The organism is Paenibacillus pasadenensis DSM 19293 (genome assembly GCF_000422485.1).
GTDB classification, from domain to species: Bacteria; Bacillota; Bacilli; order Paenibacillales; family Paenibacillaceae; genus Paenibacillus_O; species Paenibacillus_O pasadenensis.
Map to the genome: position 1 here is coordinate 394749 of NZ_KE383847.1, position 16159 is coordinate 410907.

13 protein-coding genes are annotated in these 16159 nt (G+C 63.5%); all 13 read left to right on the plus strand.

What is annotated here, in order from left to right; genetic code table 11:
• Nucleotides 1-510 precede the first annotated feature (510 nt).
• The 13 genes from H582_RS0112505 to H582_RS27320 all read left to right on the plus strand — a co-directional run bounded on the left by H582_RS0112505 (nt 511) and on the right by H582_RS27320 (nt 16144).
• A complete protein-coding gene (locus tag H582_RS0112505; RefSeq protein WP_028598800.1) occupies nt 511-2295 on the plus strand; it encodes a cache domain-containing sensor histidine kinase in 1785 nt (594 codons plus the stop codon).
• Complete coding sequence (locus tag H582_RS0112510) at nt 2292-3950, plus strand: helix-turn-helix domain-containing protein (protein WP_028598801.1); 1659 nt, start codon at nt 2292-2294, stop codon at nt 3948-3950. Before H582_RS0112505 ends, H582_RS0112510 begins: the two co-directional genes overlap by 4 nt.
• An 85-nt stretch (nt 3951-4035) precedes the next feature.
• Nucleotides 4036-5370, plus strand: a complete 1335-nt coding sequence (locus H582_RS0112515) for an extracellular solute-binding protein (RefSeq protein ID WP_052333188.1) — start codon at nt 4036-4038, stop codon at nt 5368-5370.
• 96 nt (nt 5371-5466) lie between these two features.
• The gene (locus H582_RS0112520) at nt 5467-6342 is read left to right on the plus strand and encodes a carbohydrate ABC transporter permease (RefSeq protein ID WP_028598803.1); all 876 of its coding nucleotides are present in this window, start codon (nt 5467-5469) and stop codon (nt 6340-6342) included.
• Nucleotides 6343-6361: 19 nt separating this feature from the next.
• Nucleotides 6362-7243 carry a carbohydrate ABC transporter permease gene (locus tag H582_RS0112525; protein WP_028598804.1) on the plus strand — a complete coding sequence of 294 codons (882 nt, stop codon included), beginning with the start codon at nt 6362-6364 and terminating at the stop codon, nt 7241-7243.
• Between the two features lie 296 nt (nt 7244-7539).
• Nucleotides 7540-8127, plus strand: coding sequence for a DUF5317 domain-containing protein (locus H582_RS0112535; RefSeq protein WP_028598805.1), 588 nt, complete (start codon nt 7540-7542; stop codon nt 8125-8127).
• 904 nt (nt 8128-9031) lie between these two features.
• Nucleotides 9032-10234, plus strand: coding sequence for a bifunctional diguanylate cyclase/phosphohydrolase (locus H582_RS27310; RefSeq protein ID WP_228551688.1), 1203 nt, complete (start codon nt 9032-9034; stop codon nt 10232-10234).
• Between the two features lie 230 nt (nt 10235-10464).
• The gene (locus tag H582_RS0112545; protein WP_180968402.1) at nt 10465-11589 is read left to right on the plus strand and encodes a serine hydrolase domain-containing protein; all 1125 of its coding nucleotides are present in this window, start codon (nt 10465-10467) and stop codon (nt 11587-11589) included.
• A 125-nt stretch (nt 11590-11714) separates the two neighbouring features.
• A complete protein-coding gene (locus H582_RS27315) occupies nt 11715-12071 on the plus strand; it encodes a DUF3870 domain-containing protein (protein ID WP_043111230.1) in 357 nt (118 codons plus the stop codon).
• 138 nt (nt 12072-12209) lie between these two features.
• Nucleotides 12210-13034: a M55 family metallopeptidase gene (locus tag H582_RS0112555; protein ID WP_028598807.1), complete on the plus strand. Its 825-nt coding sequence runs from the start codon at nt 12210-12212 to the stop codon at nt 13032-13034.
• 37 nt (nt 13035-13071) lie between these two features.
• Nucleotides 13072-14010: an ABC transporter permease gene (locus H582_RS0112560; protein ID WP_028598808.1), complete on the plus strand. Its 939-nt coding sequence runs from the start codon at nt 13072-13074 to the stop codon at nt 14008-14010.
• Nucleotides 14007-14927 carry an ABC transporter permease gene (locus H582_RS0112565; RefSeq protein WP_028598809.1) on the plus strand — a complete coding sequence of 307 codons (921 nt, stop codon included), beginning with the start codon at nt 14007-14009 and terminating at the stop codon, nt 14925-14927. The genes H582_RS0112560 and H582_RS0112565 overlap by 4 nt, the downstream gene beginning before the upstream one ends.
• Nucleotides 14928-14929: 2 nt before the next feature.
• Nucleotides 14930-16144 carry an ABC transporter ATP-binding protein gene (locus H582_RS27320; protein WP_084137167.1) on the plus strand — a complete coding sequence of 405 codons (1215 nt, stop codon included), beginning with the start codon at nt 14930-14932 and terminating at the stop codon, nt 16142-16144.
• Nucleotides 16145-16159: the final 15 nt, after the last annotated feature.

Genomic DNA, 16159 nt, shown 5'->3' on the forward strand with positions numbered 1-16159 from the left:
CGCGTGAGAAGCTTAGCGGCTAAAAGAGGGCCCATCCAGGTTCTATATCCCGATAATAGGGATTCTTAGCGTCTGAGGAGTCGTAAGCTTGAAAGAAAAGCGAGAAAAGGGCTTCTAAGCGTCTGAGGCGTCGTAAGCTTCTGGAGCTAGAGAGCTGGGGAGCTGGGGAGCAAGAGCCGGAGGAGCAGGAAGAGCGGAGCCGAATAAGCAGCAAGCGGTCAGCGGTCGGAAAGCCTGGGAAACACGCGGAGCGGATCGCGCTCGCGGCCGCAGCGCGTGCCGGCCATCCGCTTCCCCTTCCTGCTTGAATACGCTATCATAGGGAAAAAGAATGAGCGCGCCCTTCATTTCTTCAACCTGGAATTCGATGAAAATGAAGGAAATCAACCTTCGAGGCAATCGTTTCCCTCCAAAAAAAGACTGGCTTCCGCCCGCATCCTTCACTATCATGGTAGGAAACATGCCATGAAGCTCGTCTCGCATCTACGGTTTTCAGCAGGAGGCATCCCGATGGAAAATTGGCTCGGTCGCTCGCTCAAGCATAAGCTGTCGCTGCTCACGATCCTGGCGGTGCTCGTTCCCCTCTTTTCGCTCGGGCTTCTTTCCTACTCGATCGCCGAAGGGCTGTCGGAGGAGAAGGCCAAGACCGAGGGCATGAAGACGCTGGACCTGCTCCAGGCCTACCTGGACAACATGGTCCGGGACGTGGAGAACATGTCGCTGTTCCTGATCGGCAACGAGAACGTGCAGCAGGATCTGCAAGCCCGGCAGTCCGATCTCCGCAAGCAGACCTCGATCATCAGCTTCCTGACCGATCTGGCCTTTTCCAAGGCGTATATCAGCAACATCGTCATCGAAAGCAATGACGGACGCGCGGCCTACAGCATCCGCTCGGTCGTCAGCTCGGGGCTGGACGTGCTGCGGGCCGAGAACCCGGAGCACTACGATCCCAGCCGCAAGTTCTGGTCGACCGTCTACCGCCAGGACAGCTCTCTCGAAAGCCACCAGGTGCTCACGCTCTCGCGCCCGATCCGCAGCACGAAAAAATACGACAAGCCGATCGGCATCCTCCGCATCAGCCTCGATCAGTCCGTCATCGCCCGCCAGCTGCGGCAGTCGGAGCTGCAAGGCTCCGGCTCGGTCGTGCTGCTGGACGCCGACAACCGGATCATGGCCGGTCCGCCGCAGTGGGAGCTCAACCGTCCGATCACCGACTATCTGCCCGGCCTGCCGGCGCTCGCGGGGGACGGGGGCTCGCTGACGTACGGCGCGGGGGACGGCCGCTCGACGATCCTCTACCGCTCCTTGAACAGCGCGGACTGGAAGCTCGCCGGCGTCATCCCGTTCGAGGAGTACCGCTCGCAGAACCGCTACTTCCTGACGCTCGCGGCGATCGCCGTCTGCATCGCGCTGCTGTTCGTCATCGTCGTCGTCGGCTTCATCGTGCGCAAGGTGACGGGGCCGCTCAGCTCGCTCACGCGCCAGCTCCGGCACGCCCATCCGGACGAGCCGCTGCCGGTGCTGCCGGTGACGACGATCGACGAGGTCGGCCAGCTCGTCATCAGCTACAATCGGCTGAGCGCCAAGATCGCCAACCTGACCGAAGAGGTCAAGCGCAGCGAGGGACTCAAGAAGGAGGCGGACCTGCTCGCGCTGCAGGCGCAGATCAATCCGCATTTCCTCTATAATACGCTGTCGTCCGTGCAATGGATGGCGCTCATGAACCAGGACGGACGCACGGCCGAGATGGTCGGCGCGCTCAGCGACTTCCTGCGGTTCAGCCTCAACAAGGGGCGCGAGTATTGCACGGTGGCGCAGGAGTTCAGCCATGTGGACAGCTATGTGAAAGTGCAGTCGATCCGCTATCCGGACCGCTTCGAGGTCGCCGCCTCCGTGCCGGAGGAGCTGCTGGAGCGGCGGATGCTCAAGCTGCTGCTGCAGCCGCTCATCGAGAACGCGCTGCTGCACGGCATCCTGAAGCGCCCGGAGCGGGGCCGCATCGAGGTCGAGGCCGAGCCCGACGGCGGGGCGATCCGCTTCATCGTGCGCGACAACGGCGTCGGCATCCCGGAGGACAAGCTGGACGCGCTCCGCACGCTGCTCGGCAGGCGCATGCTGCCGGGGCTCGATGCCGACACCGGGGGCGACTACGGCAGCTACGGGCTGCGCAACGTGCACAACCGGCTGCTGCTGCACTACGGGCCGGAGGCCGGGCTGCATCTGGACAGCTCGCCGGGCATCGGAACGACCGTCAGCTTCCGGCTGCCGGAGCCAAGCAAGGAGGGAGACGCATGAAGGTACTGATCGTCGACGACGAGGTCATCATCCGCACGGGACTCCGCACCGTGCTGCCCTGGAAGGAGCGAGGCTTCGAGCTGCTGGAGCCGGCGGCGTCCGCGGAGGAGGCGCTGCTGCGGCTGCCGCTGGAGCGGCCGGACCTCATCCTGACGGACATCTGCATGACGGGGGCGTCGGGGCTCGAGCTCGCCGCCCAGGCGCTGCGGGACTTTCCGGAGCTCGACATCATCGTGCTGTCCGGCTACGACGAGTTCGCCTACGCGCAGCAGGCGGTGAGGGAGGGTGTCAGCGAATATCTGCTCAAGACGAGCCGGCCCGGCGAAATTCTCGACGCCGCCGACCGCGCCCGCCAGCGCTGGCTGGAGCGGAAGCAGCGCGCGCAGACGAGCGCGCGGGAGTCGGCGGCCTACCGCGAGCAGCTGCTGTCGCGGCTGCTGCTCGGCAGCGGCGAGCCGGACGAGGAGCTGCTGCGCCGGGCGGTCGCGGCCCATCCGCAGCTCGCCGGCATCGGCCGCGGCCGGCTGCTGCAGCTGTGGCGCCTGGCCGAGGCGGAGCTGCCGGACGCGGCGCCTTCCGCGGCCCGCGCAGACGCGGACGGAATGGAGGCGGCAGGCCGCATCGAAGCCTCGGTCGCCCGCGCCGTAGCCGCCGCCCGGGCCGCCGCAGCCGGCGAGCCGGCGCCCGGGCCCGGGGAGGAGCCGGCGGATGCCGGCGCGCTCGCGAGCGCCCTCGGCTGCGCCGTCGTGCCGCATGATCGCGGCGGCTGGCTGGCGGCGGCGGCCGTCGAGACGCCCCAGCAGCTGCAGCCGCTGCTGCGCGCGGGACTGCGCCGCCTGGCCGAGCGCGGCCGGCCGGCGCTCGCCGCCTGCGGCGAGGCGGCCGCGGACTGGAGCGGCTTCGCGCATGCGCGCCAGACCGCGCTCCAGGCGTTCGCCTACCGCCATCTGGCGGGGCGTCCCGGCATCGTCTGCTACGGCGACATCGCCGGGCGCGAAGGCATGCGCGCCGTCTGCGCGCCGGAGGAGGAGCGCAGCCTGATCCGGCTGCTGCAGGCCGGCGGCGACGGCGAGCTCGAGCGCGGCGCCGACGCGCTCCTGGCGCAGGCGCGCGCCGACGCGCAGGCGACTCCGGCCACGATGACCGCGTGGCTGTACTCGCTGCTCGCGGCCGCCCGGCGCTCGCTCGAGCGCTCGGCCGCGTCCATCGGACGCGAGCTGCCGCCGATGCCGGATGGCGCGTCCCCGGCGGAGCTCGAGGAGCGCCCGCGCGAGGCGCTGCTCGCCGAGCTGCGCCTGCTCTCGCTTCGCTGGGCCGAGCTGGAGCGCGGCGGCCACTCCGCCGTCCGCCAGGCGGCGGAGTACATCCGCGCCCGCCTCGGCGAGAGCCTGACCTTGCAGCAGGTCGCCCGCAGCCTGCCGATGAACCCGACGTACCTGAGCGAGCTGTTCAAGCGCGAGACCGGGCAGACCTACCTCGAGTACGTCACGCGCCAGCGGCTCGAGCGGGCCAAGGAGCTGCTCCTGCAGACGCCGGCCAAGGTCGCGAGCATCGCTTCCGAGGTCGGCTACGAGGACGCGAAGTATTTCAACAAGCTGTTCAAGGCGGACACGGGGCTGACGCCGACCGAATACCGCCAGCTTCACGAACGATGACCCCCCTCCTCCCGAAGGATCTCCCCTGCGGCGGGAGCGGGGTCTTTTATATACTGAGGGCATAACAGGACAGGGGGATGCGAGCATGAACAAGAACAGATTCGGCAAGACGGCGCTGGCTTCGCTGGCGGCGATGGCGCTGCTGAGCGCATGCGGCAACGGAGCGGAAGAAAATGGCGGCGCTTCCACGAACGATTCCGGAGCCGGCGGCGGCAAGGTCAAGCTGACGCTCTGGCACAACTTCGCAGGCGACGACGCCCGGGCCAAGACGGTCCGCGCCAAGATCGACGAATTCGCCGCGGCTCATCCGGAGATCGAGCTGGACGCCCAGGCGATTCCGGTCGACGGCTACCGCCAGCGGCTGAGCACCGTCGCCGCGGCCGACGAGATGCCGGACGTATTCCTTTCCTACGCGGGCAGCCATATCAAGGGCTTCCAGGAATCGGGCCTCGTGCAGCCGATCCAGGAGCTGCTCGACGCCAAGCCGGAGTGGAAGGACAGCTTCCTGCCGGGCGCGTTCGACGGCTCCACGTTCGACGGCGCGACCTACACGGCGCCGCTGGCGATGTCGGCCACATCCTTCCTGTATTACAACGCGGAGCTGTTCCAGCAGCATAACGTCGCCGTTCCGAAAACCTGGGACGAGCTGATGGCGGCGGTCGACACGTTCAACAAAGCCGGCATCACGCCGATCGCGCTCGGCAACAAGGCGCCATGGGTCGCGCAGTCGACGATCCTCGGCTCGCTCGCGGACCGCGTCACCGGCACCGACTGGTTCAAGAAAGCCGTCGCCCAGGACGGAGCCGCGTTCACCGACGCGCCGTTCGTCGAAGCGCTCGGCTACTTCAAGCAGCTTGTCGACGCCGACGCGTTCGACAAGGGCGCCAACACGATCGACAACACGCAAGCCGAGCAGGTGTTCATCCAGGGCAAGGCCGCGATGATGGTGAGCGGCGCCTGGACGCTGACGAACCTCGCGACGACCCCGGAGGACACGCTCAAAAAGATCGAAGTGACCGTGCTGCCGGCCATCGCAGGCGGCAAAGGCGACGCGAACACGATCTCCGGCGGCCCCGGCGCGGGCTTCGCGCTCAGCAAGAAGGTCGAGGGCGACCGCAAGCAGGCGGCGTTCGACCTGATCTACGCGATCAGCGGTCCGGACGCGCAGAAGGCGATCGCCGAGAGCAACTCGATGGTCATGTACAAGACCGACGTCGATTCGTCGAAGGTCACCTCCCTTTACTACAAGGCGTTCGAGCTCGTCAAGACGGTCGGCATCACGCCGGTCTACGACGCGTACCTGTCCGCCGAAGCCGGCGAGGCGATCAACAACGGCTTGCAGGAAATCATGATGGGCGCGGCTCCGGACGCGGTCGCCAAAAACCTGCAGGACGCCCAGGCCCGCTCGCTCAACCCGTAAGCGCAGTTCCCAACGTCCGTCCCTATGCCACATCCGGGAGATCCGCTCCGCGCTTCGCGGGGAGGGTCTCCTTCTCCTAAGGAGGCGAATCCCCCTATGCCCGCATCTCTGCGCAGCAACCGCTTCATCCTGATTGCCCTGCTGCCCGCCTTGATCGTCTTCGTCCTGTTCGCCGTGCTGCCGATCCTCTGGTCGATCTACTACGGCTTTTTCCAGTGGAAAGGCATGGGCGACGCCAAGTTCATCGGCCTCGGCAACTATCGGGACATGCTGCAGGACCCCGTCTTCTGGCGGGCTCTGCGCAACAACCTGATTCTCGTCGTCTCGGCCATCGTCGGCCAGATTCCGATCGCGCTGGCCGGCGCCCTGCTCCTGACCGCGAACACCTGGTTCAACCGGCTGATCCGCTCCGCGCTGTTCATGCCGATGGTGCTGTCGACCGTCGTCATCGGCATGATCTGGGGCTACATCTACAACTACCAGTTCGGCCTGCTCAACCAGGCGCTCACGCTGATCGGCCTCGAGAGCTGGACCCAGGCATGGCTGTCCAATCCGAAGCTCAACATGTACGCCGTGTCGATTCCGATCAACTGGAGCAACATCGGCCCGTATCTCATCATCTTCATCGCCGCGCTGCAGAACATCTCCTCGGAGATCCACGACGCCGCCGCCATCGACGGAGCGACCGGCTGGCGCAAGCTCGTCAGCGTGACGCTGCCGATGATCTGGGGCACCGTCGTCGTCACGATCGTGCTGTGCATCGCCGGCAGCCTCAAGGCGTTCGACCATGTCATCGTCATGACCGGCGGCGGACCGGCCAAGTCGACCGAGCTGCTCGCCACCTATATGTACAACAGCACGTTCGCCGTCTACCGATACGGCTACGGATCGGCCGTCTCCACGATGATCCTGCTGATCAGCCTGCTGCTGATCGGCATCAACATGGCGGTCACCCGCCGCAAATCGAGCTGACGAGAGGGGAGTGCCGACTGTGAAAACGACCATCGCGCCGCCTGCCGCCGGCTCGGCCGGCGGCGAGAGAAGCCGCCTGCGCCGCCTGATCGGCGGCGGAGCGCTCAAGCTGGTCCTGCTGCTGTACGCCGCAGGCACGCTGTATCCGCTGTACTGGCTGTTCATCAGCGCCATGAAGACGAACGAGGACTTTTTCGCCCATCCGTACTCGCTGCCGAGCGAATGGGTGTTCACGAACATCAGCCGGGCGTGGGATCTCGGCAACATGGGACGCGCCATGCTCAACTCCGCCATCGTCACCTCCGTCTCGGTGGCGCTAACGCTGCTGCTCGGCACGCTGGCCGCCTACGTGCTCTCGCGCTTCCAGTTCCGCCTGCACAAGCTGGCGCTGGGCATCTTCGTCATCGGCATGCTCGTGCCGATCCACAGCACGCTCGTGCCGCTGTTCATCTTCATGAACAAGATCGGGATGCTCGACACCTATGGCGCGCTGATCCTGCCGTACACCGCCTTCGAGCTGCCGATCGCGATCTTCATCGTCATCGCCTACCTGTCCTCCATCCCGCGCGAGATCGAGGAGGCGGCGCTGATTGACGGCAACGGCTGGTGGGGCGTCTTCTTCCGGATGATCCTGCCCCTGTGCAAGCCTGCGCTGGCGACCGTCGCCATCCTGGCCTTCCTGCGGTTCTGGAACGACTTCGCGTTCGCGCTCGTCTTCATCAACTCGCAGGCGCTCAAGACGCTGCCGCTCAGCCTGTCGCTGTTCTCCGACGGATACGGCACCGACTACAGCCTGACGATGGGCGCGATGGCGATCGCCGTCCTGCCGACGATCATCGCCTACCTCATCTTCCAGGAGCAGATCATGAAAGGCATGACGGCCGGCGCGGTGAAGGGATGATTCGACGGTTTTCTCCTTCTATTAAATGGATAATGAAGTGAAGGAATTTTAATGCCCGATCTCTTTTCTGCCTTAACATTGGGCCTTTATGATCATAAAAAAGCCGCTTTTTTCGACAAAAAGCAGGCTTTTTACTATGAAGTCAATAGGACCTTTGTGCAACAATGAGTAGGATATGCTACTTAGATCATATTGACTAGGTTCATGAGCCCGTCTTATAATGACCCTGTGCAAATGTTGGTAATTGTAGATTTTTACTGGAATAATGATAATGCCGTCGAGAAGGAGCAAGGCGAATGGTATATGATGGGATCCTTCTAGGACTGATCGTCGGGTTCATCCGCGCGGGTTGGAAGAATGGGCTGATCGCGATCGGAAATCTCCGCATCAAAGGCGGATGGGCTTTCCCGATTCTGCTGCTCGTCCAATTTCTGCTCTTTTACCTGCAGGGTGACATTCCATTTTTCGCTCAGTTCAACGGATACTTTTATATGGTCATTTATGTCGTCGGACTCGCGCTCCTATGGATCAATCGTCACCAAAAAGGACTGGGCATCATCTTTGTCGGCGTGCTCCTGAACTTTCTCGTCATGATGGCGAACGGCGGACGAATGCCGGTATCTTTGGAAGCGGCGTCCGTATTGGATCCGATCTACATTGAAATGCTTCGCAGCGGAGATGCCGTAAGCAAGCATTTCCTGATGGACGAGTCTACCCGGCTTTACTTTCTGGGAGATATCATTCCGCTGTCGCCGCCCTATCCTCGAACTCAAGCCATCAGCATCGGCGATGTGGTGATCAATGTCGGGGCGTTCTTCTTCCTCTGTCAATTGATGGGAAAGAAATCAAAGGATTATGTCGCCTTGTCCCAAGAATCCTCTTAAGCTTTCTACACTCTAGGAAAGGGGGTGGGCAAACTATGAAGAAAGCCAATCTGAAAGTTATTTTCTTCAATATTTCCATTCTCGCATCCGTAGCCGTGGCTCTGACTTCGGGCTTTAGAGTAGGTTGATAGGAACCGAACAATTAGGAGTCGGAAGAACAACTCTTCTGATTCCTTTTTTTATATCTTTTTGGGGGAGCAACGACATGGGCGGTCAACAACGGTTAATTGGACTCCTAAAACCAAAAGAGTGGCTGGTAGTGGCAATTTGCCTCATGGGCACATTGCTGTTCTTGTCGTTTTTTTGGCCTGAGGGATTTTCGCTGGATCGTAAGGACTGGGTCATCTTCTATGCAATGGTAGCCGGGGCGATAGTGCTTGAGTACTTTATGTACAAGCTGCCTCCAGAAGGTAATCATCAATCCATGGATTCGACGATATTTCTTGCCTCCCTGTTCATTTATGGCGTTAAATTTTCCTTAATGGTACTGTTTGTAAGCGCGATTATTATCGTAATTAATCGTAGAACAGTGGCATGGTGGAAGCACTACTATAATTTCATTACCTACTCCGCCATGATTATAGGTGCTCATTGGGCTTTTCAGTGGATGGACGGGACGACGGGAGATTTTATCGTCGGTGAGATTTATGCTTTCGTCCTTGCTTTGATCGCATATTTCAGTGTGAATATTATTTTGGTAGCAGCTTACTTTTTCTTGCTCTATCGAAATCAGTTGATTCCAGTATTAGCTTTATTCGTTCGTGAATCGCTGTTCGCCTATATTGGAATCCTGCTTTTCTCCCTGGTGCTCGTCATTATGGTGTTGAAAACAGGTTTCTTCGGAATTCTCTTGTTCCTCATCATCGCCGTCCTGCTTTCCCATGTCTTCAAGCAGCTTTTCCTCATGTATCACGAAATCAACGACAAAGCCAATAAAGACCAGCGGACAGGGCTGTTCAACCACAGCTACCTCGAAGAAAAGCTGGATGAATATATCAAGCTCTACCGCGAGGATGGAAAGACGTTTTCCTTCGCTATGATCGACCTGGATGACTTCAAGAAGTATAACGACATGTACGGCCACCCGCAGGGGGACAAGCTGCTCGGCTTCGTCGGCTCCATCATCAAGGAGGAGTGCGAGCCTCACGGCTATCTGGCCGCCCGCTACGGCGGCGAGGAGTTCGCCATCATCATGCCGGAGCTGGACAAGAACAAGGCGAGGGCTTTCGTCAACCACGTCCGCAAGCGGGTGAACAACGCGCCGTTCGACGGCGTCGACGTGCTGCCGCACGGATGCGTCTCCTTCTCGGCCGGCATCATCGAAATGAGCGCCGACACCTACGAGAAGTCCCAGCTGGTCGGCTTGTCCGACCGGGCGATGTACATCTCGAAGTCCAAGGGCAAAAACGTCGTCACCGTCTATGGCGAGCAGACCTATCTGCCGCAGCAGTTCGAGCATGAGATCAACGAGCTCGAGCAGCAGATCCGCATCTTCCTCTCCAAGGACGTGTACACGTTCAAGCATTCCAAGCGCGTGTTCTCGTACGCGGTGGATATGGCCGGCATTCTCGAGCTCGGCGAGGAGGAGCGGCGCACGCTCATTCTCGGGGCGCTCATCCACGACATCGGCAAGCTGGAGGTACCGCGCGAGGTGCTGACCAAGCGCTCCAAGCTCGACAAGGACGAATGGGAGATCATCAAGAAGCATGTCACGTTCGGCAAGGAATTCCTGCTGGCGACCGGCAAGTACACGGACCTGGTGCCGCTCGTCGAGCTCCATCACGAACGGTATGACGGCGGCGGCTATCCGCATGGGCTGAAGGGCACCGAGATTCCGAAGCTCGCCCGCATGCTCTGCATCATCGACTCGTTCGACGCGATGACGACGGAGCGGCCTTACCAGCGGACGAAATCGTTTGCGGAAGCGCTTGACGAGATGCATCGCTGCACCGGCACGCAGTTCGATCCGGAGCTTGTCTTACCGTTCATCCGCTACATCGAGAGGCGGATCGAGCTGGGCGACATTCCGGACGAAGCGCTGGAGGCGATGGAGCAGCAGCGCAAGCAAGAGGCGAGGCATGACGACAGCCGCACATCATCGGGATAAAAAGGCGTTGCAGCAGCCGCTGCAGCGCCTTTCTCACTAGACGAGATCGCGGGGGAGGCAGGCCGTCAACCGGAGCATGGCGCCATGCGCTTCAGCGATGCCGAGGGTTGACGAATCGTGCCTCGGAGGGCGATAATCATAACACTTGTAAACGCTATCTCAGAAATGGGACACGAGAGGAGGGGGAAACGATCGCCAAGCCGGACAAAGTGCTGTCGAAGCTGCAGGAAGTGGCGGATCGCCGAAGCATTCTGGGCCTCTCCTGCGCCTATCTGATCCGAGGCCGCGTCGTCTGGAAGGGCAGCCTGGGACTGGCGGACCTCGAGCGCCGGATTCCGGTGACGGAGCGAACCGTATTCCGCATCGCCTCGATTTCCAAGACGATCGGAGCGGCTGCGATCCTGCAGCTGGCGGAACGAGGCCAGTGCAGTCTCGACGACGACGCGGGCCGGCTGCTCGGCCTGCCGCTCCGCCACCCGCAGCATCCCGAGCAGCCGATCAGGCTCCGTCATCTGCTGACGCATACGAGCGGCCTCCAGGATGAATATGCCGCATTTGCCGCGGCATCGCGGCAAGAGCCGTTGCTGCCGCTGTCGGAGCTCTTGCTGCCGGGAGGCGCCTATCACCCCCCGCGCCTATGGGGCGAGCATCCCCCGGGCGATCCGGCGGGCTACGCCTATTCCAATCTGGGGGCGATCGTGCTCGCCACGATCGTGGAGCGGCTGAGCGGGGAGCGGTTCGACCGCTATTGCCGCAAGCAGCTGCTCCTGCCGCTCGGCATGAGCGATTCCAGCTTTCTGCTCCAAGACATCGAGGATCCGGACCGGATCGCCGTGCTGTACGAGCGGGAGCGCGGCAGCGGCTCGTGGACGCCGGCGCTCGATGACCGCGGCAGCCGCCACGAGCCGCCGAGCGCCGCCTTGCGCGACTACGTGCCGGGCGTCAACGGCTCGCTGTTCGCGCCGCAGGGCGGGCTGCGCACGACGGTCGCCGATCTGTCCCGCTGGCTGGAGATGCTGGCCGCAGGCGGCGAGCGTGGCGGCGTCCGGCTGCTGCGGGAGCGGACCGTGCGGGACATGATGGACAAGCACTGGGTCCGCGATCCGCAGGAGGGCTTTTACCGCGAGGGGGGACTGCAGCTGCAGCGGACGCGCGACCTGTTCCCCGGCCGCCTGATGGTCGGTCATGCGGGCGACGCGTACGGCCTCAAGAGCGGCATGTTCGTCGAGCCTGAGACCGGCACGGGCTTCGTCTATGCGATGAACGGCCTCGACGACGCCAAGGACGGCCATGTATTCACGGCGGCGGAGACGGAGCTGGCGCAGGCGATGACGGATATTTTCCGCAAGCGGTAGCTCGCCTGCCGCGCCGGAAGCCGTCGGATTTCCACGGTTTTTCCCGTTTACAGACCCGTCCGTCGATGTTAGAATGGTTTACATCAGATCGGCTTGCAGAGAAAAGCTTACAAGGGGTTATCACGATGCCGTATGATCGCAGCACGCTTTATGTGATCGGCGACGCCCAGTCCTCGGTCAACAACCCGATCACCCAGCAGTACAGCGCTTTTTTCATCGGGCTGGTCGTCGAGCAGGATACGGGCCTCATCGTCGATGCCGGCTGCTCGTCCACGATTCCGCTCACCTCGGAGTTCGTCAAGTCGATCTTCATCGGCTGCAGCGTGCTCGACGTCGATGCGGTGAGCGAGGAGATCCGCAGGCGTTATCACGGCTCCTCGCAGAAGGCTCTCATCGTCGCGTTCAAGGACGCCTCCAAAAAATTCAAATCCACACGCAGCGGCCGCGAAGAGCGGGAACAGCCCACTTCCGGCAGCGTGTAAGCTGCTTTATTTATCCGCAGGGCGCTTCGCCGCCACGCTCGTAAATAAAACCCAGCCCTTGCCGCCACCTCGATGGCGAGCTTCGGCTGGGTTTTTTCCATCCTATCGATGTAAAATTCCGACTCGGGAGGAAGAAAGATGAAGCTGTACGTATCGGTGGACATGGAAGGAATCACAGGCATGGTGGACAGCACGTTCGTCTTCCCGGGCAGGCACAATTACGCCCGCGGCCAGCAGATCATGACCGACGAGGCGAACCATGTAATCGCGTCGGCGTTCGACGAGGGCTGCGCCGAGGTGATCGTCAATGACAGCCACTCCAAGATGAACAATCTGCTGATCGAGCGGCTCCATCCCGAGGCGCAGCTCCTGTCCGGAGACGTGAAGCCGTATTCGATGGTGCAGGGGCTCGACGCCTCGTTCGCGGGCGCGGCGTTCATCGGCTACCATACGATGGCGCCGACCGCGGGCGTGCTCAGCCATTCGATGATTTTCGGCGCGCATCGCATGTGGCTGGGCGGCAAGGCGGTCGGCGAGCTCGGCCTCAACGCCTACGTCGCGGGCCACTACGGCGTGCCCGTGCTGCTCGTCGCCGGCGACGACCGGACGGCGGTCGAGGCGGAGGAGCTGATCCCCGGCGTGACGACCGCCGTCGTCAAAACCTACGTCTCCCGCACGTCCGCGCTCTGCCTGACGCCGGACAAGAGCGGACAGCTGCTGCGGGACAAGACGAAGGAGGCGCTCGCCGCGCGCGGCCGCGTCCAGCCGCTCGTCCCGCCGGACAAGCCGGTGCTGGCGATCGAGTTCGCCAACTACGGGCAGGCCGAGTGGGCGCATCTGATGCCGGGCACGGAGCTCGACAACGGCAGCCCGGTCGTCACCTTCGCCGCCGCCGACATGCTCGAGGCGTACCGCGCCATGCTCGTCATGGTCGAGCTGGCCTCGCGCGCCGAATTCTGCTGAGCAGTCCCCCAGCCCCCGAAAGGAGCGTCGTACGGCTATGGCTTCCTACATCCTGAAACGGTTCATCTCCATGGCGGTCACGCTGTGGCTCATCGTCACGGTCACGTTTTTCCTCATGCATTCCGTTCCGGGCAGCCCGTTCGACAAGGAGGGCCGGAATACGAGCCAGACGGCGGTCGACAACATGATGGCGTACTACCATCTGGACGAGCCGCTCGGCGTGCAGTACGTGCTCTATCTAAAGTCGCTGCTCATGCTTGATCTCGGCCCCTCGATCGGCCACTTCCCGACGACGGTGAACGACATGATCGGCCGCGGCTTCCCGGTGTCGTTCCAGCTCGGCATGCTGGCGCTGTCGATCTCGATCGTGTGCGGCATCGCGCTCGGCACGGTCGCGGCGCTGCGCAAAAACCGGCTCATCGACCAGCTCGCGATGGTGCTCGCGGTCATCGGCATCGCGGTGCCGAACTTCGTCGTCGCGACGCTGCTCATCAAGTACGTCGCCGTCGAGTGGCGGCTGCTGCCGGTCGCGACCTGGGGCACCTGGCGGCATGCGGTGCTTCCGGCGCTGGCTCTGTCGACCGGCCCGCTCGCCATCATTGCCCGCATGACGCGGGCGAACATGGTCGAGGTGCTGACCGCCGACTATATCGAGACCGCCCGCGCCAAGGGGCTGCATCCGGCGGTCATCGTCTTCAAGCACGCGCTGCGCAACGCGGTGCTGCCGGTCGTCACGCTGCTCGGCGCGCTCGTGGCGAACGTGCTGACGGGCAGCTTCGTCATCGAGAAGATCTTCGCCATTCCCGGCATGGGCAAATACTTCGTCGACGGCATCAACAACCGCGATTACTCGGTCATCATGGGCACGACCGTGTTCTACAGCGCGCTGCTGCTGGTCATGATGCTGATCGTCGACATCGTGTACGGCCTCATCGATCCCCGCATCAAGCTCCACCGGAAGGAGGGACGGCCATGAGCGTGCCGGATTCCCTGTTCGTCCCGATGAACCGCGATGCCGTCGACGCGGAGGCGATCGTGCGGCCGCGGCTGAGCTTCGCCCAGGAGGCGTGGCGGAGGCTCAAGCAGAACCGGCTCGCCTTTGCCGGCGCGCTGCTCATCGTGCTGCTGGCGCTGCTGGCGACCGTAGGCCCTTACCTGCCCGTGCAGAGCTACGACAAGCAGGTGCTGACGGACATCAACCTCGCGCCGTCGGCGCAGCATTGGTTCGGCACGGACGAGCTCGGCCGCGACGTGTTCGCCCGCATCGTCTACGGCGCGCGCATCTCGCTGTTCATCGGCCTGGCGGCGACGCTCATCGACGTCGTCATCGGCATCGTCTACGGCGGCATCGCCGGCTATGTCGGCGGCCGCGCGGACAACGTCATGATGCGCTTCGTCGACATGCTGTACGGCGTGCCGTACCTGCTCATCGTCATCCTGCTCATGGTCGTCATGGGTCCCGGACTCGCCACGATCATCGTCGCGCTGAGCGCGACCGGCTGGATCGGCATGGCGCGGGTCGTGCGCGGGCAGGTGCTCTCGCTCAAGTCGTCGGAGTACGTGCTGGCGGCGCGCTCGATGGGATCGAGCGGCTGGCGCATCATCCGCAGGCATCTCGTGCCCAACGCGATGGGCGTCATCCTCGTGCAGATCTCGTTCTCCGTGCCGTCGGCGATTTTCGCCGAGGCGTTCCTCAGCTTTCTCGGGCTCGGCATCCAGCCGCCGCTCGCGAGCTGGGGCGTCATGGCGAGCGACGGCCTGTCGGTCATCCTGTCGGGCCAGTGGTGGCGGCTGTTCTTCCCGGCGCTGTTCATCTCCGTCACGATGCTGGCGTTCAACCTGCTCGGCGACGGGCTGCAGGACATCTTCAATCCGAGACAGAGGAGGTCGTGACGATGTGGAGACGAGGCGATCGGGATCATCGGAAAAAGGCGGCGCTCTCGGCCGTAGCCGCGCCTCCCGCGCCGGAAGCGGCGCAAGCGCGTCCGGCGCGCGCCGACAGCGGCGGCGCTCCGGAGCCGGACCTCGGTCGGGCCGCGCAGGCGGCTCGTCCGCCGGGGGAGGTCATCCTGGAGGTCGACGACCTCCGGGTGAGCTTCCGCACGCATGGCGGTCAGGTGCAGGCGGTGCGCGGCGTGAGCCTCTCGCTGCGGCAGGGCGAGACGCTCGCTATCGTCGGCGAGTCCGGGTGCGGCAAGAGCGTCACCGCCCGCAGCCTGATGCGGCTGCTGCCGGAGCATGCGGCCGTGCTGGGAGCCGGCTCCAGCATCCGCTGGAAGGGCCGGGAGCTGACGAAGCTCAAGGAAAAGGAGCTGCGCAAGCTGCGCGGCGCGGAGATCGCGATGATTTTCCAGGATGCGATGACCGCGCTCAACCCGACGCTGACGATCGGCGAGCAGCTGATCGAGGGCATCGCGCTCCATCGCAAGGTGCCGCGCTCCGAGGCGAGGCGGCTCGCGGTCGACATGCTGGAGCTGGTCGGCATCCCGGGCCCGGAGACGCGGCTGAAGCAGTACCTCGGCGAGTTCAGCGGCGGCATGCGTCAGCGCATCATGATCGCGATCGCCGCCTCGTGCAGCCCGTCGCTGCTTATCGCCGACGAGCCGACGACGGCGCTCGACGTGACGATCCAGGCGCAGATCCTCGACCTGTTCCGGATGCTGCAGGAGCGCACCGGAGCGGCGATCGTGCTCATCACGCATGATCTCGGCGTCGTCGCCGAGACGGCGGACCGCGTGTGCGTCATGTACGCCGGCGAGATCGTGGAGTCGGGCACGGTCCGCGAGCTGTTCCGCCGCCCGCAGCATCCGTACACGCAAGGCCTGCTCGCAGCGCTGCCCCGGCTCGACCGGGAGCGCGGGCGTTCGCTCGTGCCGATTCCCGGCACGCCGCCGGATCTGTTCGCGCCGCCGCCCGGCTGCGCGTTCGCGGCACGGTGCCCGCACGCGATGGAGGTGTGCCGGCTGCGCCGGCCGCAGATGGCGGAGCTTGACGGCACGCATGCGGTCGCGTGCTGGCTGCAGGATCCGCGCGCGGCGCGGCCGCCGGCCGCCGGCGCCGGAGCGGGGAGCGGCATGGCGGGCGAGCCGGCGCGCACGGCCCTCGGCTAGACCAATTCATTTTTC

Excerpts from the sequence above, each read along its gene's own strand:
- H582_RS27320 (WP_084137167.1), top strand. The coding sequence starts at position 14,930 with ATGTGGAGACGAGGCGATCGGGATCATCGGAAAAAGGCGGCGCTCTCG.
- H582_RS0112510 (WP_028598801.1), top strand. The coding sequence starts at position 2,292 with ATGAAGGTACTGATCGTCGACGACGAGGTCATCATCCGCACGGGACTC.
- H582_RS0112535 (WP_028598805.1), top strand. The coding sequence starts at position 7,540 with ATGGTATATGATGGGATCCTTCTAGGACTGATCGTCGGGTTCATCCGC.
- H582_RS0112555 (WP_028598807.1), top strand. The coding sequence starts at position 12,210 with ATGAAGCTGTACGTATCGGTGGACATGGAAGGAATCACAGGCATGGTG.
- H582_RS27315 (WP_043111230.1), top strand. The coding sequence starts at position 11,715 with ATGCCGTATGATCGCAGCACGCTTTATGTGATCGGCGACGCCCAGTCC.
- H582_RS0112560 (WP_028598808.1), top strand. The coding sequence starts at position 13,072 with ATGGCTTCCTACATCCTGAAACGGTTCATCTCCATGGCGGTCACGCTG.
- H582_RS0112515 (WP_052333188.1), top strand. The coding sequence starts at position 4,036 with ATGAACAAGAACAGATTCGGCAAGACGGCGCTGGCTTCGCTGGCGGCG.
- H582_RS0112520 (WP_028598803.1), top strand. The coding sequence starts at position 5,467 with ATGCCCGCATCTCTGCGCAGCAACCGCTTCATCCTGATTGCCCTGCTG.
- H582_RS27310 (WP_228551688.1), top strand. The coding sequence starts at position 9,032 with ATGTATCACGAAATCAACGACAAAGCCAATAAAGACCAGCGGACAGGG.
- H582_RS0112505 (WP_028598800.1), top strand. The coding sequence starts at position 511 with ATGGAAAATTGGCTCGGTCGCTCGCTCAAGCATAAGCTGTCGCTGCTC.
- H582_RS0112565 (WP_028598809.1), top strand. The coding sequence starts at position 14,007 with ATGAGCGTGCCGGATTCCCTGTTCGTCCCGATGAACCGCGATGCCGTC.